The organism is Telluria sp. ZB4P36, assembly GCF_059685865.1.
Map to the genome: position 1 here is coordinate 182,573 of NZ_JCASIE010000002.1, position 19,011 is coordinate 201,583.

15 protein-coding genes are annotated in these 19,011 nt (G+C 68.0%); 4 read left to right on the top strand and 11 right to left on the bottom strand.

Annotated elements, in window-relative coordinates; genetic code table 11:
- Positions 1 to 66: 66 nt before the first annotated feature.
- Positions 67 to 3,531 (top strand): hybrid sensor histidine kinase/response regulator family protein, encoded by a 3,465-nt coding sequence (locus AC56LK_RS03655; protein ID WP_497183206.1) that lies wholly within the window; start codon positions 67 to 69, stop codon positions 3,529 to 3,531.
- A 22-nt stretch (positions 3,532 to 3,553) separates the two neighbouring features.
- Here AC56LK_RS03655 and AC56LK_RS03660 read toward each other — a convergent pair whose 3' ends face one another.
- The 4 genes from AC56LK_RS03660 to AC56LK_RS03675 form a co-directional block, all read right to left on the bottom strand.
- A complete protein-coding gene (locus AC56LK_RS03660) occupies positions 3,554 to 5,332 on the bottom strand; it encodes a hypothetical protein (RefSeq protein WP_497183207.1) in 1,779 nt (592 codons plus the stop codon).
- Between the two features lie 9 nt (positions 5,333 to 5,341).
- Positions 5,342 to 5,929, bottom strand: a complete 588-nt coding sequence (locus AC56LK_RS03665) for a hypothetical protein (protein WP_497183208.1) — start codon at positions 5,927 to 5,929, stop codon at positions 5,342 to 5,344.
- Between the two features lie 111 nt (positions 5,930 to 6,040).
- Positions 6,041 to 6,916, bottom strand: coding sequence for a hypothetical protein (locus AC56LK_RS03670; protein ID WP_497183209.1), 876 nt, complete (start codon positions 6,914 to 6,916; stop codon positions 6,041 to 6,043).
- Between the two features lie 99 nt (positions 6,917 to 7,015).
- The gene (locus AC56LK_RS03675) at positions 7,016 to 7,618 is read right to left on the bottom strand and encodes a DedA family protein (RefSeq protein WP_497183210.1); all 603 of its coding nucleotides are present in this window, start codon (positions 7,616 to 7,618) and stop codon (positions 7,016 to 7,018) included.
- Positions 7,619 to 7,748: 130 nt separating this feature from the next.
- Between AC56LK_RS03675 and AC56LK_RS03680 the strand changes: the two genes are divergently transcribed.
- The gene (locus AC56LK_RS03680; protein ID WP_497183211.1) at positions 7,749 to 8,717 is read left to right on the top strand and encodes a LysR substrate-binding domain-containing protein; all 969 of its coding nucleotides are present in this window, start codon (positions 7,749 to 7,751) and stop codon (positions 8,715 to 8,717) included.
- Here AC56LK_RS03680 and AC56LK_RS03685 read toward each other — a convergent pair.
- The 3 genes from AC56LK_RS03685 to AC56LK_RS03695 form a co-directional block, all read right to left on the bottom strand.
- Positions 8,692 to 9,633: a class I SAM-dependent methyltransferase gene (locus AC56LK_RS03685; protein WP_497183212.1), complete on the bottom strand. Its 942-nt coding sequence runs from the start codon at positions 9,631 to 9,633 to the stop codon at positions 8,692 to 8,694. The two genes, AC56LK_RS03680 and AC56LK_RS03685, sit on opposite strands and share 26 nt — an antisense overlap.
- A gap of 104 nt (positions 9,634 to 9,737) precedes the next feature.
- A complete protein-coding gene (locus AC56LK_RS03690) occupies positions 9,738 to 10,121 on the bottom strand; it encodes an OsmC family protein (protein WP_497183213.1) in 384 nt (127 codons plus the stop codon).
- Positions 10,122 to 10,145: 24 nt separating this feature from the next.
- Positions 10,146 to 10,847: a pirin family protein gene (locus AC56LK_RS03695; protein WP_497183214.1), complete on the bottom strand. Its 702-nt coding sequence runs from the start codon at positions 10,845 to 10,847 to the stop codon at positions 10,146 to 10,148.
- Between the two features lie 241 nt (positions 10,848 to 11,088).
- Here AC56LK_RS03695 and AC56LK_RS03700 point away from each other — a divergent pair, with 241 nt between their 5' ends.
- Positions 11,089 to 11,610 (top strand): ankyrin repeat domain-containing protein, encoded by a 522-nt coding sequence (locus AC56LK_RS03700; RefSeq protein WP_497183215.1) that lies wholly within the window; start codon positions 11,089 to 11,091, stop codon positions 11,608 to 11,610.
- Between the two features lie 100 nt (positions 11,611 to 11,710).
- Positions 11,711 to 13,606, top strand: a complete 1,896-nt coding sequence (locus tag AC56LK_RS03705) for a putative bifunctional diguanylate cyclase/phosphodiesterase (protein ID WP_497183216.1) — start codon at positions 11,711 to 11,713, stop codon at positions 13,604 to 13,606.
- On the opposite strand, the gene AC56LK_RS03710 is transcribed toward AC56LK_RS03705, so the two are convergent.
- From AC56LK_RS03710 to AC56LK_RS03725, 4 genes are read right to left on the bottom strand one after another with little or no spacing between them, the layout of a single operon-like run.
- Positions 13,579 to 14,862 carry an MFS transporter gene (locus AC56LK_RS03710; protein ID WP_497183217.1) on the bottom strand — a complete coding sequence of 428 codons (1,284 nt, stop codon included), beginning with the start codon at positions 14,860 to 14,862 and terminating at the stop codon, positions 13,579 to 13,581. The genes AC56LK_RS03705 and AC56LK_RS03710 overlap by 28 nt on opposite strands.
- A 47-nt stretch (positions 14,863 to 14,909) precedes the next feature.
- A complete protein-coding gene (gene pgmB, locus AC56LK_RS03715; RefSeq protein ID WP_497183218.1) occupies positions 14,910 to 15,551 on the bottom strand; it encodes a beta-phosphoglucomutase in 642 nt (213 codons plus the stop codon).
- Positions 15,551 to 17,881 carry a glycoside hydrolase family 65 protein gene (locus tag AC56LK_RS03720; RefSeq protein WP_497183219.1) on the bottom strand — a complete coding sequence of 777 codons (2,331 nt, stop codon included), beginning with the start codon at positions 17,879 to 17,881 and terminating at the stop codon, positions 15,551 to 15,553. The genes pgmB and AC56LK_RS03720 overlap by 1 nt, the downstream gene beginning before the upstream one ends.
- Before the next feature lie 53 nt (positions 17,882 to 17,934).
- Positions 17,935 to 18,945 carry a LacI family DNA-binding transcriptional regulator gene (locus AC56LK_RS03725; RefSeq protein ID WP_497183220.1) on the bottom strand — a complete coding sequence of 337 codons (1,011 nt, stop codon included), beginning with the start codon at positions 18,943 to 18,945 and terminating at the stop codon, positions 17,935 to 17,937.
- Between the last annotated feature and the right edge of the window lie 66 nt (positions 18,946 to 19,011).

The following is a 19,011-nucleotide window of genomic DNA, read 5'->3' on the forward strand; positions in this document are numbered from 1 at the left end:
CGACCGCCCCACAGAAATACCACGATGTCTAACTTCAAGCACTTCAGCCTTCCTGCATCCCGCACTATGCAAACCGCATGGCGCGCGCTTTGCCTCCTGCTCCTGCTGGTCCTGTCCGGCCTGCTTGCCTTGCCGGCCCAGGCCAGCGGCCTCGTGCTCACGCGCGCGGCCGAACGGGTCGAGGCCTGGCCCGCCGTGGCCATCCTGCCCGACGCCGCCGGCCGGCTCGACGCGGCCGGCGCTCTGGCACGCGCCGGAGAATTCGTGCGTCCGAACACGGCCGAGGCCAGCCTCGGCATGCAGCCCGGCACCACCTGGGTGCGGATCCCGGTCTCGGTGGCCGCGGATGCCACGGGCGGCTGGGTGATGCAGATCGATTTCGCCCTGCTGGACGAAGTCGACGTCCACCTGGTCGGCCCCGAGGGGCTGCGCCACGTCGCCAGCATGGGCCGCATGCAGCAGGCCGCCGGCGACAGCCTGAAAGGCCGGGTGCCGGCCGCGGTACTGCGCCTGGCGCCAGGCCGCGAGTACACCGTGCTGCTGCGGGTCGCCTCGCGCGGCCCCAAGATCCTGCCGGTCAGCTTCATGCAGCCGCACGCGGTGCTGGCGGATGCACTCGGCGAGCAGATCCTGCAGGGACTGCTGCACGGCCTGCGCATCACCCTGTTCCTGTATGCCATCGCCCAGTGGCTGTCGCTGCGCGAACCGCTGTTCGGCAAGTACGCCCTGCAGGCGGGCGGCGTGACCCTCTACTCGGCCTGCTGGTTCGGCACCGCCGGCCAGTACCTGTGGCCGGGCAATGCCTGGATGCTGGAACACGGCGCCGGCATCGCCTCGATCATGGCGTCCTGCGGCGCCTACCTGTTCGTCGAGCAGTCGCTGGCGCGCCCCGGCAAGGACCGCATCTTCAGCCGCCTGATGAAGACCCTGGCCGCCCTCTGCCTGCTGACGGCGATCGCCTTCGCCGGCGGCCTGATCGGGCACGAGATGCTGGTCCTGATCGTCGGCACGCTCGGGATCCTGCCGATGCTGTGCGGCCTGCCCGGCGCCTACCGCCGCGCACGCGCGGGCGATCCGGTCGGCATCTACTTCCTGATCGGCTGGGGGGTTGCCTTCGCCGCCGCCTTCGTCACCGCCCGTCTCATCAACGGCAAGCTGCCGGCCAACTTCTGGACCATGCACGCCCTGGTATTCGGCAGCACCTTCGACATGCTGGTCTTCATGCGCATCCTCGGCCTGCGCACCAAGGCCATGCAGACCGCCATGCTACGCGCCGAAGCCAGCACCCGCATGAAGTCGGAATTCCTGGCCAACATGAGCCACGAGATCCGCACCCCGATGAACGCGATCATCGGCATGAGCCGCCTGGCCCTGATGCGCGACCCGTCGCCGGCGCTGCGCAACTACCTGGACAAGATCCTGGGCGCCAGCGAGCACCTGATGGGCATCATCAACGACATCCTCGACTTCTCGCGCATCGAGGCGGGCAAGCTGGCGATCGAGTCGGTCCCCTTCGACCTCGACGACATGCTCGACCAGCTGGCCAGCCTGACCGACGTCAAGCTCGAATCCAAGGGCATCGAGCTGGTGTTTCGGGTCGCTCCCGGCGTGCCGCAGCGCCTGGTGGGCGACCCGCTGCGCCTGGGCCAGGTGCTGGTCAATTTGACCGGCAACGCCGTCAAGTTCACCGAACGCGGCGAGATCGTGGTGGCGGTGGAAGTGCTCAGGACCGATGCCCAGGGCGTGGCGCTGGCCTTCTCGGTCTCCGACACCGGCATCGGCATGACCCCGGAACAGATCGCACGCCTGTTCCAGTCCTTCAGCCAGGCCGACAGTTCGACCACCCGCAAGTACGGCGGCACCGGCCTTGGCCTGTCGATCTCGCGCCGCCTGGTCGAGCTGATGGGCGGCGACATGACGGTCAGCAGCACGCCGCAGGTGGGAAGCTGCTTCATCTTTACGCTGCCGCTGGGCGTGGCCGACGACGGCTCCGCCGCAGTGCGCCAGGCGCTGCTGCCGGACCTGCGTGCCCTGGTGGTGGACGACAGTGCCAGTGCGCGGGCGGCGCTGTCCGAGATGCTGGGCGCCCTCGGGGTACGGGCCGACACCGCCGCCTCCGGCGAGGAAGCCCTGGCACAACTGGCGCGCGCCGCCGCCGACGGCCAGCCCTACCGCCTGGTGCTGATGGATTACCTGATGCCGGGCCTGGACGGGGTCGAGACCATCCGCCGCATCCGCCAGGGCCTCCAGGCCGACGGCGGCACGGCGCTCGAAGCGCCGCCGGCGATCCTGATGATCTCGGCCTGCACCCGCGCGGCCGTGATGGAGGAACAGGGCGAACTGCCGGTCGACGCCTTCCTGCACAAGCCGGTCGGCCCGGCCCTGCTGTACCACAGCGTGCTGCGGGTGCTGCAGCCGCAGGCCGGCGCCGGGCCGTCACCAACGCGCTTGCCCCTGATGGCCGAGTTGCCGCGCCTGGACGGCGCCCGCATCCTGCTGGCCGAGGACAATGCCAACAACCGCGAAGTGGCGCTCGACTTCATGGCCGCCGCCCGCATGCAGGTGGACGTCGCCTTCAACGGCGTCGAGGCCGTGCGCATGGCGAGCGAAGGCGACTACGACCTGGTGCTGATGGACATCCAGATGCCCGAGATGGACGGCCTCGCGGCAACCCGTGCGATCCGCGCCGATGCGCGCCTGCGCGAGCTGCCGATCGTGGCCATGACGGCGCACGCGCTGCCCAGCGACCGTGAGCAGAGCCGCCTGGCCGGGATGAACGACCACGTCACCAAGCCGATCGACCCAGACCTGCTGTTCTGCTCCCTGCTCAAGTGGATCGACCCGGTGCGCCTGAAGGGCCGTCCGCTGCCGCCGGCAGCGCCTCCCGCCGCGCCAGCCTCCGTGCCGTCCGCGCTGGCGGCGCTGCCGGCGCTGCCCGGCATCGACTGGCGCCTGGCCCTGGAGAGCGTCGAGGGCAACCGCGGCCGCCTGCAGAAACGCGCGGGCAGCTTCGTCCGCGAATACGGTCCCGCCCCCGCCATCCTGCGCGAGGCGCTGGCTGCGGGCGACTATCCGCGCCTGCAGTCGCTGGCGCACAACCTCAAATCGGGTGCAGCCTACGTGGGCGCGGTGGAACTGGCGGCCATCGCCAGCCGCATCGAGCAGGACCTGCGCACCGGCCAGCTGGAGCGGATCGGGGTGCAGGTGGCGGCGCTGGTGGCGGCCACCGACCTGGTCCTGGCCGGCCTGGCGCGGGTGGCGGTCGCCGTGCTGCCGGCGCCGGCCGGCCCGGCCGCGCTGGCGGCCGTCATCGCGCGCCTGGACAGCTACCTGCGCGCCGACGATGCACGTGCCGAAGATGCCCTGGTCCAGCTCGAATCGCTGCTGGCCGCCGGCGTGCACGCCGGCCAGGTCGCTGCGCCGCTGGCCAGCGTACGGCGCGCGGTGGTGGACATCGAGTACGCCGCTGCACTGGCGCCGCTGGCGGCGCTGGCCGCACAGCTGGCCCCCAAGGTGGAGGCGGACGCCTGATCCCGATGCTGGCCCCGGCGGGTCAGATGATGGTGCCGAAGCCGGTCCGGTCCTTGTCCGTCGCCCCCGCCGCCGCGTGGGGGCCCTGGCGCGCGACGACGTTCTGCGCGAGTTCGTCGGCATCGGCATAGGTCCTGAGCCGGCGCGGATGGCGGGCATCGGAGGCGGCGTGCAGGATGGATTCCACCACGTCGGCGGCGGCGCGCGGCGCGGCGAAGCTGGTCCCATGGCCGTCGATCGACCCGTCGACACGGTGGGCAAGCTTCGGCAGCGTCGGCCCGGCGCGCCGCCCGTTGGTGCGGTAGTTCGCGGCGGGGCCACGCGAGGAGTCCTTCCAGGGCTGGGCCCGGGCTTGCGGCGCGGCGCCGGCATGGGGGACGTCCTCGACCCCGGCCACGGAAATGGCTTTGTCATACGTGGCAGGGACGGTGATGCTGCCGCTGCTCCCGCCGCCGACGAAGCTTGCCCCGTCGTTCTCGGCCACGACAATCCAGGCATTCACCGCCACGCTTGCGTGCTCGCTGCAGCGCATTTCGATGTCGATCGTCAGGTCGGCGAGGTCGGCGGCGCTGCCTGCGCTCATGGCGAAGGCCACACAACTGAAGTTGCCGTTGCAGCGTGCGTGATAGAGCGACTCGCAGATGACGCCCTTGAAGCCGCGATTGGCCGTCGCCATCCTGGCGCCCGTGATCGCGGGCCCCGCGCCCTTGGTATCGATCAAGATCGGCATGCCGACGCGCTTCGTTTGCCTGTCGAAGACGCGTGCGCTCAGCGACATCGTGCTCTGCTGAGGCTCTTCCCACCACAACTCGACCAAGAGGTCCTTGCAGCCGGTCGGTGCAGTCCGGATGCGCATGAAGTCGCGCGCTCCATGGCGGAGTTCGCAGCGCGCCGACAGGCCCGCCATGCCGTCGTTGCCGGCCGAGCAGACCAGATAGCGTTGCCGGTCGAAGGGGAGCAGGCGATCGATCAGGGTTTCCAGCGGCGAAAGGCCGTCGTGCGGACCGATGTGGGTGCCCATCGACAGGTTCGTTACCAGCGGCAGGCCCGAGCCTCGGTTAGCCTGGTCGTTCACGTAAACGTGCAGGCTGTGGATCGCCTGTTCCAGTTCGACGATGTTGGCATGCGCGAAGCATGCGCGGCCGATCGGACGTGCGGGCGGCTTGATGAGGGCACACACCAGGTCGCAGTCGCGCAGCAGCCCGTTCGAGGCCAATCGACCGATGAGCTCCGTCAGGACCAGCGATGCGTGCCCGGAGAAGTCGACATCGTTCAGCAGGTGGACCAGGCGTCCTCCGAGCGTTTCCGGCGCCTGGTTTGGCGCAAGGTCGACGCCGCGATCGATCAGGGCGACGGTCATGCGGGTGGGTTCGTACGGGAGGGGCTGGTGAGCCGATAGCCAGGCGCCACATTGTCGCAGACCGGTGCGGTGAAACTGTTGCGCCTCCCGGAGAGGCGTCCCCAGGTCGAGGTAGTCAGCCACGGCGGGCAACTGGTAGGAGGCGTGGAACTGGTCGATCAGCCGGTCGACGGGAACCCGGCCGAACAGGTGCTGGGGGCCGCTGCCCAGGGAGGTTTCCTGGATCGCCTGTACATGGCTCCCGAGCGCGGCGATGTCGTCGGAATAGCCGACGACGGGGACGCTGGGCATGGGCACCTGCCTGTCGCTGAACTGGCCGAGCAGGCGCCTCAGGTCGTCGTCGACATTCCCTGCGGCCGGCAACAGCGTGCTGCCCGCTGGCGGCGCGAGGTCGATCCACAGGCTGTGGACCAGCATCGAGGTGAGGCTTGGGCTGAACATGGCCGCTCCTCAGCTGAATGTGGCCGCGCTCCACACGAAGTGACGCTCCTTGAAGAACAGGCGGCCGTCGGACTCGCTGACCCACTTTCCGTGGCGCAGGTCGCGCAGAATCTCTCCGAAGGCGCCGGGGGACCCGATGTCGTTCCGGGCCTGGTCCAGGAAGTCCTCGGTGAAGCCCATGTAGAACGGAAGCCTGGCGGCGTCCGCCCCGTCGACGAAGGCTGTCAGTTCGCGCTCCAGCTCGGCCGGCGTCAATCCGGCCGGGTGCCCGGCCAGTACGACACAGGCGGCATACGTCGATTTTTCCAGCCGTTCGCGCAAGCTGTCCAGCGTGAGTACGGCGACGTCGAAGAGCTGCTTGGTCAACCCGGCGATTTCCTGCGGACCGAGCACGCCGGTCGCGAGCGCCAGCCTGCCTTTCAGGTAGAGTGCCGCGGTCAGATAGACGAGCTTCAGGGCCTTGAGCGCGTCCACCCGCAGGTTCATGCCGCCGGCCAGCCACTGCGTGTTCGGATCCTTGACGCCCTCGGCGCTGGCAACCTCGCCCCATGCCCTCTGAAGGTCCTGAAGCGACATTTCGTGCTGCCCGGTAGCCATGGCCCCTCCTGGTGAATCGCTTCTTCTTTCTACTCCGAAAAAAGCGAAAAGGCTTCAGGAAAATCGTTTTGGTTTGATTCGTATCAGCGAAGTCCTAGTGCAAGCAAGGCTTCAGCCGCGGCAGACCAGGCCGAAGCGCGTGGCTTCGCAGCCGCGCTTGAGGCAGGCGGTCGCATGGTAACCGGCCGCGCGGCACAGGCGCAGGGTTTCGGCCAGCGGGCTTTCCGGATCGGGCTGGGACGGCGCCACCGGCGCAGGCGCCAGCACCCGTTCGCGCGCCGGTTTCGGCGGGGACGCAGGCGCCTTCTTGAGCGCAGGCGGCTTGCGTTTTTCGGGGGCTGCGGCGACGCGGCGCTCCGGCGGGCGCTTCACTGCGGGCTTCTTCTCGGGCGGCGCAGTGTCCGTCACCGGCGTCGCCGCGACCGGCTCCGCCGGCAGCAGTTTCATCGGCGGAGGTACTGCCGGCTCGGGCTCGGGCGGCAGTGCGGGTGCAAGCACAGGCGGCGCCACGGCCGCCTGTGCCGGGCTATGGTCCGCCACCACGGCCAGCGTCGATTCGACCTGGGTGTCGCGGTACATCCACGCAGCCATGGCGGCGACCGCGACCGCGGCTGCCAGGCCGAGGGTCCAGCCCAGGGCCCTGCGGCCCCAGCGTTCGGTCCACGGCGGTGTTTCCGGCTTCAGCGGTACCGACCAATCGGGCGCAGGGCTGGAAAAGGAGGCAAGCTCCGGGGAAATGCTGGGGGCCGCGCGCGGCGCTTCGGGCGCAGGCGGGGACGGTTCGTCCTGGAGAGACGGCGGCCGGGGTTTCCAGGCGCCACGGTGCTGGGGCGCTGCCGGCGCGCGGCTGCGCCAGACGCCGGCGCGCTGGTGGACGGGCGCGTCCGCCGTAGCGGGTGGCGGCGCTGACGCATGCGCGCGGCGCACCGGAACTGCCGGCAAGCGCGACTGGCTGTCGTCGAGGTCTTCCAACAACTGGTTCTTCATGGGGCGAGGCCTGCTTTGGAACAGGCCGAGTGTAGCGGAATCGACGGGATCATGCGTGCTGCGGTGCGGAATGCGTGCTACAACCACCGGCCGCCGAACTCAGGTCTTGGCTTGCCGATGCGTAAACACCCGGTAGAAATACCAGGCCAGCAAGATCCCCAGGATGCCCTTCGAGACCGGATCGACGTATTTGCCCACCTGTTCGTAATTGCTCTCAAGCACAAATCCAGCCCCCGTCAAGACCCCGGTCCAGGCCAGCGAGCCGATCGTCGAAAACAGCAGGAACTGGCCCCATGACATGCAGGCGAGGCCGGCCGGCACCGAGATCAGGGTCCGGATGGCCGGAATCAGGCGCCCGAACAGCACCACCGAGCGGCCGTGCCGGTCGAAGGCGGCGATGGCCTTGTCGATGTCTTCGCCCGCGACCGTCATCCAGCGCGCGTGGCGGTCGGCGAAGCCCTTCATGCGCTCCTTGCCGTATTTGCGCGCGCCCCAGTACCAGGGCAAGGCGCCGGCGACCGACCCGGCAGTACCGGCGACCAGCACGCCAACCAGGTTCAGGTCGCCGCGCGCGGCGACGAAGCCGGCAAAGGGCATGATCAGTTCGGAGGGGATCGGCGGGAAGATGTTTTCGACCGCCATTAACAGGAATACACCGAGGTAGCCGCTCTTTTCCAGGAAGTTGGTGATGAACTCGAACATGGTGATTGCAGGTAGCCGGTCGAGCTTCACCCTACCATGTTGTCATGAATGCTTGCGCTCGCCTGCCGCCGCGCGCCGGACATGCGACAATCCGCATTGAACATCCGACAACAGAGACAAAGGACCGCAATTGCTGAAGCTCAGCCTGGACGCACTCGAGATCGTCGAAACCATCGCCCGCAAAGGCTCCTTCGCGGGCGCCGCGAAGGAGCTGTTCCGCGTTCCCTCCACCATCTCGTACACGGTCTCGAAGCTGGAGGACGACCTCGGCGTGCGCCTGTTCGACCGCTTCGGCCCCAAAGTGGCCTTGACGGCGGCCGGCAAGGAACTGCTCAAGGAAGGACGCTACCTGCTGCGCGCCGCCGGCGACCTCGAGTCGCGCGTGCGCCGCGTGGCGTCCGGCTGGGAGACCGAGCTGGCGATCGGCATGGATTCGATGCTCTCGCCCGCCGGCCTGCAGGCCGATATCGAAGCCTTCTATGGCGTGGCCGACCAGACCCGGCTGCGCCTGGTGAGCGAGGTACTGTCCGGCACCTGGGACGCGTTGCTCGACCGCCGGGTCGACCTGCTGGTAGGCGCGGCCGGTGAGGGCCCCTCGGGCGGCGGCTACACCGCCGAACCGATCGGGACCAGCAGCTTCGTGTTCGCGGTGGCACCTAGCCACCCGCTGGCCGCCATCGACCGTCCGCTCGACAAGTCCGACCTGCTCGACTACCGCGCCGTCGCGGTATCGGATTCGGCGCGCCAGCTCGGCCCGCGCACGGTGGGCCTGCTGTTCGGCCAGGACATGCTGGCGGTGCCCGACATGGAGACCAAGTATGCCTTCCAGCTGCGCGGCATCGGTTTCGGCTTCCTGCCCGAGGCCTGGGCCAGGCCCGCCATCCAGGCCGGGCTGCTGGTCGAGAAGGAGGTGGTCGAACCCAAGCCGGACGAGAGTTTCTACCTGGCCTGGCGCAGCGGCGAGGAAGGCGCCGCGCTGAGCTGGTGGTTGCGCCGGGTGCGCGAACAATCGCCGTTCATGCGCATGATCACGCGCCACTGCCACGAGGCCGAACGCGCAGGCTGGGAAACACTCAGCCCGGCCGCGCGAAATAAATGAAGGTGCTCTTCGGATACAGATGGCGGTAGACCGGTCGCGCCAGGCTCTTGAGGGCCGACTTCGGCTCCATCCAGCCGCTGCTGGCGTTATACAGCTTGCGCAGCGAAGGCCGCAGCGGTAACAGGCCGGCTTCGCGCCCGAGCGCGCTGAGCGAATCCCAGGTGAAGTTGTTGATGTGCTCGAACGGCGCGATGGGCATGATCTCGCCCTCGCTCAGCGCCCCGAAATCCTTGCTGCGCAGCAGTTTGCCGATCGACCTGGCCGAATTCGGCACACTGATCTTGACCAGGCCGCCGGGCCGCAGGGCCGCGGCCAGCTGTCCCAGCATGTCGCCGGGCTCGAGCAGGTGCTCGAAGACCTGTTCGGTATTGATGAAGTGGAATTCGTCGTGCGGCAGCTCCGCGGAATCGACGACCGGGATGCCGCAGGACTTTGCGTAGTCGATCCTTACCTGCGACAGTTCGGCTCCGCACACGTCGACACCGTAGGCGCCCGCCATCTTGGCCCATTCCGCCCATCCGAAACCGAAGTCGAGGGCCTTGATCGCGCCCGGTCGCGTGTGGAAATGGTCGAGCATGAACTCGACCTGTTCGGCCAGGTAGCGGTAGTCGTCCAGGCCCCAGCGCGCCGCGACCGCCTCGCGCTCGGTGGCGGGCAGCCAGCGGTCGTAGATTTCGGCCAGCAGCGCGGGCGCCGGCACCTGGGCCTGGAAAGCCAGGCCGCAGTGCTCGCACTGGGCCAGTTCGTAATCGTAGCCGGCGAAGTCGCGCTCGACCCGGTGCCCGTAGTGCGCCTGCATGTAACGGGTGATGCCGGGGCTGTCCAGCGGCTCGCGGTACAGCGTGCGGCTTGCGGTGTGCCTGCAACCGGGGCAATGGTCGCGCCTTACCAGCACAGGATCGGACGATTGGGCCATGCCGGCCTCCTTCATGCGGTCGGGATCGTTGGCTGTGCAGCCAGCGCCGATAGTATGCCAAACGACGCCGGCCCGCGCATCCGCGCCAATCGTGCGCGGCCCTGTCAGGCCGCTTCGGTGTCGATCCGGATCGACCCCGACAAGGTCTTGTGGACCGGGCATTTGTTGGCGATGTCGGTCAAGCGCTCACGCTCTTCAGGCCCGAGCGCCCCGACATACTCGATCCGGCGCCGCAGGACGTAGCCGCCGTCCTGCGGGCCGTGGCTGATGTGCACCCGCACGTCGTCCAGGGCCATGCCCTTGCGGCGGGCGTACATCGTCACCGTCAGCGCGGTGCAGGCGGCCAGGGCCGCGGCCAGCAGGTCGTGCGGTTCCGGCCCGCTGTCCTCGCCGCCCAGTGCTTCGGGTGCGTCGCTCAGCAGCTGGTGCCTGCCGACCGTGATCACCTGCTGCAGCTTGCCGCTGCCCTTTTGTGCGCTCACTTCCATGCTGCTCTCCTTGTGCTTGCCGGCTTACTGCGGCAGATCGAAGACCAGGATCTCCGCCGCGTCGGCCTGCTCCAGACGCACCGTGTCTTCCTCGGTGATCTTGAGCGCATCGCCGCCCTGCAGCGCCACGCCGTTGACCGTGGCATGGCCGCGGATCACGTGGACATAGGCCTGGCGGCCGGCGGCCAGGGCATGCGTCAGCGCGTCGCCACCGTTCATGATGGTGGCGTAGATCGCGGCATCCTGGCGCATCGACACCGAACCCTCGCGGCCGTCGTTCGAGGCGATCAGGCGCAGGCGGCCCTGTTTCGACGCGGCGTCGAAGTGCTTCTCTTCATAGCCCGGCGGCTCGTTGCTGGTGTTCGGCTCGATCCAGATCTGCAGGAAGTGGACGCCCTCCTCCTTCGAGTGATTGAACTCGCTGTGGACCACGCCGCTGCCCGCGCTCATGCGCTGCACGTCGCCGTAGCGCAGCACCGAGCCGTTGCCCATGCTGTCCTGGTGCTCGAGCGCGCCCTCCAGCACATAGGAGATGATTTCCATGTTGCGGTGGCCGTGCGACTCGAAGCCGCGGCCCGGGGAAACCCGGTCCTCGTTGATGACGCGCAGCGGACCGAAGCCCATGTGCTTCAGGTCATAGTAATGCCCAAACGAGAAGCTGTGCTGGGATTTCAGCCAACCGAAGCTGGCGGCGCCGCGTTCATTGCTTTTACGTACGTTCAACATGCTGTGCTCCTTTTCGTGAATGGACCATCGACGCCTTCGATCTTTGCCGCCCGTGCTGCCGGCCGGTTTGATCTCGCTGTCAGTCGATGCGATGGAGTCATTATGCGCGGCTGCTGTGGAATTGAAAAACGAGTAATTTGCCGCGCATTCATCGAATTTTTCGAACATCGATACAGTGGGGTGCAACCGGATCGGGCGCGGTATGGTCTAATCGGTCCGGATGTCATCCACGGAGCCCTCCATGCAGCCTGCCCCGCCCGACCCGAACACGCTCGACGACGACACGCTGGCCTTTGTGCGCCGGGTGTTCCAGCATGCCCGCGCCGGCGAGACCGGGGCGCTCGCAGAACTGCTGGCGCAGGGCCTGCCGCCGAACCTGCGCAACGAACGCGGCGACAGCCTGCTGATGCTGGCCTGCTATCACGGCCACGCGGACACGGCCCGTGTGCTGCTGGCGCATGGGGCCGATCCGGAACTGATGAACGACGCCGGGCAGACGCCGCTCGCCGGCGCCGCTTTCAAGGGCGACCTGGCGGTGGGCTCCCTCTTGCTGGAGCATGGCGCCCGGGTCGAGACCGCCGGGCCGAACGGCAAGCAGGCCCTGATGTTCGCGGCCATGTTCAACCGCAGCGACATCGCCCGGCTGCTGCTGGCGCACGGCGCCGATCCACGGGTAGCGGACGCGGACGGCGTCACCGCGCTGGCGGCGGCGCGGCGCATGGGCGCGGCGGAGACCGCGGCGCTGCTCGCCGCGATCGGCTGAGGCCCAGCTGTCCCGTTCGTTTGCTTGGGGCAAGATTGCAAACTATCTCTAGTTCTGGCGTAATACATCCAAGGAACCCGTCGGTTCAGCAAGGCACACAATGGAAAGACCGCGCATACCGCTGGATGAAGCACAGCGCCTGGCCGCCCTGCACGCCACCCGGCTGCTCGGCAGCGCCCCCGAGGAAACCTTCGACCGCATCACGCGCACGGCCGCGCGCCTGCTCGACGTGCCGATCGCCCTGGTGTCGCTGATCGACAAGGACCGCCAGTGGTTCAAGTCGCGCACCGGCCTGGATGCCTGCGAGACCCCGCGTGAGATCTCGTTCTGCGGCCACGCCATCCTCACCGATGAACCGCTGGTGGTGCCCGACGCGTCGCGCGACGCGCGTTTCGTCGACAACCCGCTCGTGACCGGCTCGCCCAACCTGCGCTTTTACGCCGGGGTGCAGCTGTATTCGGTGGACCGCAAGAAGATCGGCACCCTGTGCGTCATCGACCGCAAGCCGCGCGAGCTCGGCGAGGGCGAGCTGGATGCCCTGCGCGACCTGGCGCGCATGGTCGAGCAACTGGTCTACCATCGCCAGCTCGCCATGGCGGCCCAGTCGCTGAGCGAAGAGCTGGAGAACGAGCGCGCCGGCCACCACGGCGCGCACGAGGGCGGCGCGCCGGCCACCGGCGAACTGGCCTGGCTGGTCGCCCACGACCTGCTCACCGGGCTGCCGAACCGCCAGGCCATGCTGCGCGCCATCCAGCAAAGCATCGCCGGCTGGCGCGAGCACGGTGTGACGGCCCTGGTGGCCTGCATCAACGTCGACCGCTTCAAGCGCTTCAACGAGACCCTCGGCCACCATGCCGGCGACGAGATCCTGGTGGGGCTGGCGGCCAGCCTGCAGGCGCTGCTGCGTGAAGGCGACATGCTGGCTCGCGCCGGCAGCGACGAGTTCCTGCTGCTGCTGCATGCGCGCGGCGAGCATCCGGAGCCGGAACGTGCCTTCGACCGCATCATGGCGGCGGCCAGCCGGGCGATCCCGATCCCGGGCGGCGAGATCGCCCTGACCTGCAGCGTCGGCACCACCGTGCTGCCGGAGGACGGCGACGATGCCGACGCCCTGCTGAACAACGCGGTCACCGCGATGCGCCACGCCAAGGCCCTGGGGCGCGGCGAGATCGTGCGCTTCACGCCCGCCTTGCGCACCGAGCACGGGCGCCGCCTGACCCTGGAGAGCCACCTGCGGCGCGCCATCGCCCAGGACGAGCTGTTCGTCCAGTACCAGCCCAAGGTCGACCTGCGCAGCGGCAGCCTGGCCGGCTTCGAGGCGCTGGTGCGCTGGCGCCACCCGGAGTACGGCATCATTCCCCCCGACGAATTCATCCCGATCGCCGAGGAAAGCGGCATGATCGTGCCGATCGGCGAGTTCGTCCTGCGCAGCGCCGTGGCACAGCTGGCCGCCTGGCGCGCCGAAGGCCTGCCGCTGGCGCCGGTGGCGGTCAACCTGTCGGCGCGCCAGTTCCTGCAAAGCGACGTGATCGCCACCGTCGGCGCGCTGCTGGAAGCATCCGGGCTGGCGCCCGGTCTGCTGGAACTGGAGCTGACCGAAAGCGTCTCGATGGCCGACCCGGAACGCAGCGTGGTGGTGATGCAGGGGCTGGGCGATCTCGGCGTCATACTGAGCATCGACGACTTCGGCACCGGCTATTCCAGCTTCGGCTACCTGCGCCGCCTGCCGCTCGACAAGCTCAAGATCGACAAGTCCTTTGTGCAGGACATGGCGCACAGCGCCGAATCATCGGCCATCGTGCAGGCGATCGTCGCCATGGCCCACCGCCTGCAGCTGGCCGTGATCGCCGAAGGGGTCGAGACCGCCGGCCAGGTGGCGGCCCTGCGCAAGGCCGACTGCGACCAGATCCAGGGCTACTACTATTCCAGGCCGCTGGCGGCGGAGGATTGCGCCGCCTTCATCCGGCGCTATGCGGCCGACCCCTCCGCCGCCTGAGCCGACACGGCGGCCGCGCCGCTGCGCTCGACCTGGCGCCGGAAGAAGAACAGCCCCACCAGCATCAGCCCGATCGGCGCCAGGGTCAGGTAGAAGGCGAACTGGCCGTCGAAGCGTCCGAACACATAGCCGGTCACCATCGAACCGGTGGTGCCGCCCAGTGCCGAGAAGATCACCAGCAGGCCGGTCATCGCCGCATGCTGGTGCTTCGGCAGGGAGCTGAGCATCACCGAATTGATGCCCGGGTAGATCGGCGCCATGAACAGGCCGATCAGCGGGAACACGAAGGCCGCCAGCGGCGCGCTGCTCCAGCCCACGTTCGGGTCGTGCGCGATGCCCTGGCTGAGCGGCAGTGCCAGCAGCACGGTCGCTCCCATGCCCAGCACGCAGGCGACCATCACCGGGAACCAGTTCAGGCGGCGCATGATCATGCCCGCCGACAGCCGCCCGGCCGCGAGGCAGAAGGCGAAGATGCTGGTGGCCTGCACGCTCATCGCCGCCGGCAGCTTCAGGATCTCGTTGTTGAAGGTCGGCAGCCAGGTGCCGACGCTCTGCTCCACCAGCACGTACAGGAAGGCGGTCAGGACGAACACGCAGACCAGCGGACGCAGGAACAGGCGCAGCATGTCCAGGAAATCGGCGGCCGGGCCGCGGCTGGCGCTTGGCGCCGCCGCGCTCTCGTCGAAGCGGGTCGTCGCTACCAGCACGAAGGTCAGCGCGCACAGGCCGGACAGCAGCCAGTAGACGTCCAGCCAGCTGGTCGAGGCCGGGTTGGACGAATCAATGAAGGCGCCGAAGATCCAGTAGGCGGCCAGCACGCCGACCATGAAGAAGCCCTCCAGGGTATTCATGATGCCGGCATGCTGCTTGCGGTCCTGGGCCACCAGGCCGACGGTCGAATACACCGACACCTTCACCAGCGCGAAGGCCACGCCCACGCACAGGAACAGCAGCTTGGCCGTGGCAAAGCCGGGCACCAGGGGCATGGCCAGGGTGGCGCAGGCGACGATCGCCAGCGCCGCCAGCATGGCGCGCTTGTAGCCGATGCGCGGCATGCTCGAGGCCACCAGGAAGGACACGATCGCGATCGGCAAGTCCTTGAAGCCTTCCAGCATGCTGGCCGAGGACTTGTCGACGCCGTAGTTGTTGATGACCTGCAGGATGACCGTGCCCACGCTGTTGAGCAGGATCGCGAACACGATGTAGATGAGGAAGAGCGCCAGCAAGATGCGGCGCCGGCTCGGTTGATTATTCACGCTGTCTCCTTGATCGTTGTAGTTTTGCGTGTATTAATAACGTTTCGTTAATAATCTGCGAGCCGGAAGTGTTCCATCGACGGGATCACTACATCGGCCCGCGTGAGCACTTCCGGACTGCCGACGCCGACCGCGACCATGCCGGCATCCTTGATCGAGGCCACCCCCGCCACCGCGTCCTCGACGCCGAGGCAGTCCGCGGGCGCGACGCCGAGCTGGCGCGCGGCGGTCAGGAAAATCTCCGGATGCGGCTTGCTGTTGGCGATCAGGGCCGCGTCGACCACCTCGTCGAACCGGTCCCGGATTCCCAGCTTGTCCAGCACCGTGAAGGCATTCTTGCTCACCGAGGCCAGTCCGATCTTCAGGCCGGCGCCACGCACCTCGTCCAGCGCCCGCAGGACGCCCGGCAGCACGTCGCCCGGGGTCATGGTGGCGATCAGTTCCACGTAGTGCCGGTTCTTGGCGTCCGCCAGCGCGCGCTTCTCCTCCCGGGTATAGCTGCGGCTGCCCTGGGCCAGGATCAGCTCCAGGGAACCCGTGCGGTCGACGCCCTTCAGTTGCTCGTTGAAGGCCTCGTCGAAAGGCAGATCCAGGGATTCGGCCAGGCGCTTCCAGGCCAGGTAGTGGTAGTGGGCGGTGTCGGTGATGACGCCGTCGAGGTCGAAAATGACTGCTTTGTATTGACTCATTATGACTCCATGCGCTTGAACGGTTCCGCCTGCGTCAGCGCCACTGCGGCGCCGTGGTGGGTGAAGGCCAGGCTGTCGCCTGCGACCAGCCGGTATTCGGCCGCGTCCGCGCCGACCGCGACTTCCAGCAGCGCACCCTGCACGTGCACGCGGAAGCGGTAGCGTTGCCATTTCGCCGGCAGGCTCGGGGCGAAACGCAGGCCGCTGCCGGTCAGGCGCATGCCGGCGAAACCGTAGGCCACGCCCAGCCAGGTGCCGGCCATCGCCGCCGTGTGCACGCCGTACTCGGTGTTGGCATGGGTGTTGTCGAGGTCGAGGCGCGCGGTCTCCATGAAGTAGGCATAGGCCTTGTCCGCATGGCCGACTTCCGCCGCGACGATGCTGAAGATGCAGGACGACAGCGAGGAGTCGTGGGTGGTCACCTTCTCGTAAAACTCGAAGTCACGGCGCTTGTCGTCGAGCGCGAATTCATCGGACAGCAGCAACAGCGCCAGCACTACGTCGGCCTGCTTGCAGACCTGGTGACGATAGATTACCAACGGGTGGTAGTGCAGCAGCAGCGGGTACTTGTCGCCTGGCGTATTCGCGAAGTCCCAGGGCTTCTTCGACAGGAAGCTGTCGTCCTGTTCGTGGATGCCGAGCGCCTCGTCATACGGCAGGTGCATGGCGGCGCAGGCGGCGCGCCAGGCCGCGATCTCGGCCTCGTCCAGCCCGATGGCCGCCGCGACACGCGCCCACTCGTCCGGGCGCTCGGCACGCAGGCGGTCCGCGACGTCGAGGGCGAAGCGCATATGCATGCGCGCCATCGCATTCGTGTAGTAGTTGTTGTTCACCACCGCCGTGTATTCGTCGGGGCCGGTCACCGCATTGATGCAGAAGCGCCCAGTGCGGTCGTAGCTGCCGATGCCCGTCCAGATGCGTGCCGTTTCCAGCACGATCTCGGCGCCGTATTGCGCGATGAAGTCGAAGTCGCCGGTCGCCAGCAGGTAAAGGCGGATCGAATAGGCCACGTCGGCATTGATGTGGTACTGGGCGGTGCCGGCGGGGTAGTAGGCCGAGCATTCCTCGCCGGCGATGGTGCGCCACGGGTAGAGGGCGCCGCGCTCGTGCGACATCTGGCGCGCCCGTTCGCGCGCCTTCGGCAGGCCCTTGTAGCGGTACTGCAGCAGCGCGCGCGCGATCTCGGGCTTCGCGAACAGGAAGAAGGGGAACACGTAGATCTCGGTGTCCCAGAAATAGTGGCCCTCGTAGCCTTCGCCGGTGACGCCCTTGGCGGCGATGTTGGTCTTGCCGTCGCGGCCGACCGACTGCAGCAGGTGGTACTGGTTGAAGCGCACGCCCTGCTGAAGGGCGTCGTCGCCCTGGATCTCGACGTCGGCCTGCGACCAGAAGTCCGCCAGATAGCTTTCCTGTCCGGCGGCCAGCCGGGCAAAGCCGTCCTGCACGGCGCGCTCCAGTTCCGCGCGTACCAGGGCCGCCACTTCGGGCTCGGGCACGTCGCGCGAGCTGGCATAGGCGATGTACTTGTGCAGCACCAGGGTCTCGCCCTGCGCCAGCGTGGCCGCGAAGCAGCGGCCGTCCTCGATGTCCGAGCCCAGGATGCCGGCCACGCCGGATGCCGTGCAGGCGATCCCGGTGGCGAGCAGGAAGCCGCTGTTGCGGGTACGCTGGCTCAGGATCAGCCCCAGTTCCGTGGCGTCGCGCCCGGCTTCCAGCAGCGCCGGGCCGGTGATGGCCGAACCCACGCGCGGGTCGTCGCCCGCCTGCATATTGGTGACCGCGCTGTCGATGCCCGCCTCGAGCCGCACCGCGCCGGCGAAGTTCAGCGCCGTCACCCGGTACTCGATGGCGGCCACGTGCTTGCGTTCGAAGCACACCAGGCGGCGGCTGTCGATGCGCAGGCGCTTGCCGTCGTCCAGTTCCCACTCGACGCTGCGCTCCAGCACGCCCTCGCGGAAATCCAGGCTGCGTTCGTAGGCGGCGATGCGGCCGCTTTCCGCGTCCACCCGGCGGCCGTCGACATGCAGCGCGATGCATTTCGCATTCGGCACGTTGAGCATGAATTCGTTGATCCGCGCCAGCCCGTAGGCGTTCTCCGGGTAGTGGATCGCTTCCGTCTCGTGGAAGCCGTTCAGGTAGCTGCCTTCGAGGGTCTGCCCAGTCTGGCCGGGCATGTCCTCGTGGGTGCCGCGCAGGCCGATATAGCCGTTCCCGAGCGCGAACAGGGTCTCGTGCAGGAAGCTGCGCGCCGGGTCGATGCCGCGTTCGCAGATGCGCCAAGGTTCGGCTGCGAGTGTGGACGCCGCGATGTTATCGATGTCATTTACCAATTCAGTATCCTCGTCTGGATCGCGCACGGCGATGATGGTCGTGTGTCGGGTGGTCAGGTATGCCGGACGATCAGGGTCGTCGGCAGCATTTCGGATTGCACGGGCTGGCCCTCGATCATGGCCAGCATTTTCTTCGCGAGCAGCACGCCGCCGTCGCGCAGGTATTGGTGGACGCTGGTCAGCGGCGGCACGAAGCTGGCCGCGCCCGGCGTATCGTCGTAGCCGATCACCGAGATGTCGTCCGGCACCCGCAGGCTCGCTTCGGTCAGGGCGCGGATCGCGCCCATCGCCAGCAGGTCGCTGGCGGCGAACAGGCCGTCGCAGGCCAGGCCGGGTTTCTTCTTGAGCAGGGTCGACACGCACTCGAAGCCGGCTTCGAAGGTGAAAGCCCTGGGGCGCTGGATATGGACCGTCGCCCGGCCGGACAGCGCGTCGATGAAGCCGGCGCAGCGCTCCTGCACTTCGGCGTGGTCGACGTCGCCCAGGAAGATCAGCTTGCGCCTGCCCTGCTCCAGGAAGCGTTCGGCCGCGCTGGCGCCGCCCTTGCGGTTGTTACTGCCGACCACGACGTAGTCGCTGCCGGCCTGGGGGGCACCCCACACCACCAGCGGCAGATTGGTCTGCTGGAGGGTACGCACCGCCTCGCCGTGCGAGCCCTGGCCCAGCAGGATCAGGCCGTCGGCGCCCTGCACCGGCGCGGTGTCGAGCAACTGCTTCGAGGTCAGCACCACGCTGTAGCCGGAGGTGGTCAGTTCCTGGGTGATCCCGCCCAGCAACTCGAGCGGATACGGGTCCGACATCGGCCGGCCCTTCACCGGCGTCATCTCCACCACCACGGCCACCGAATAGGAGCGGCGCATGCGCAGGTTGCGGGCGCTGATGTTGAAACGGTAGCCCTGCTCGCCGGCCAGCCGGCGGATCTTCTCGCGGGTCTTCTCGGTCACCAGCGGACTGTCGCGCAAGGCACGCGAGACCGTAATGGTCGAGACGCCGGCGAGTTTCGCCAGGTCTTCCATCGTCGGTCCGGGATCGCCGGGTGCCTTGCCTTGTTTCGCGTGTGCCATGTTGAAGTCGGTTGCTGCTGAACGGTAAGCATTATGACAGGTTTTCATGTTGTGTCGATAGCAAAT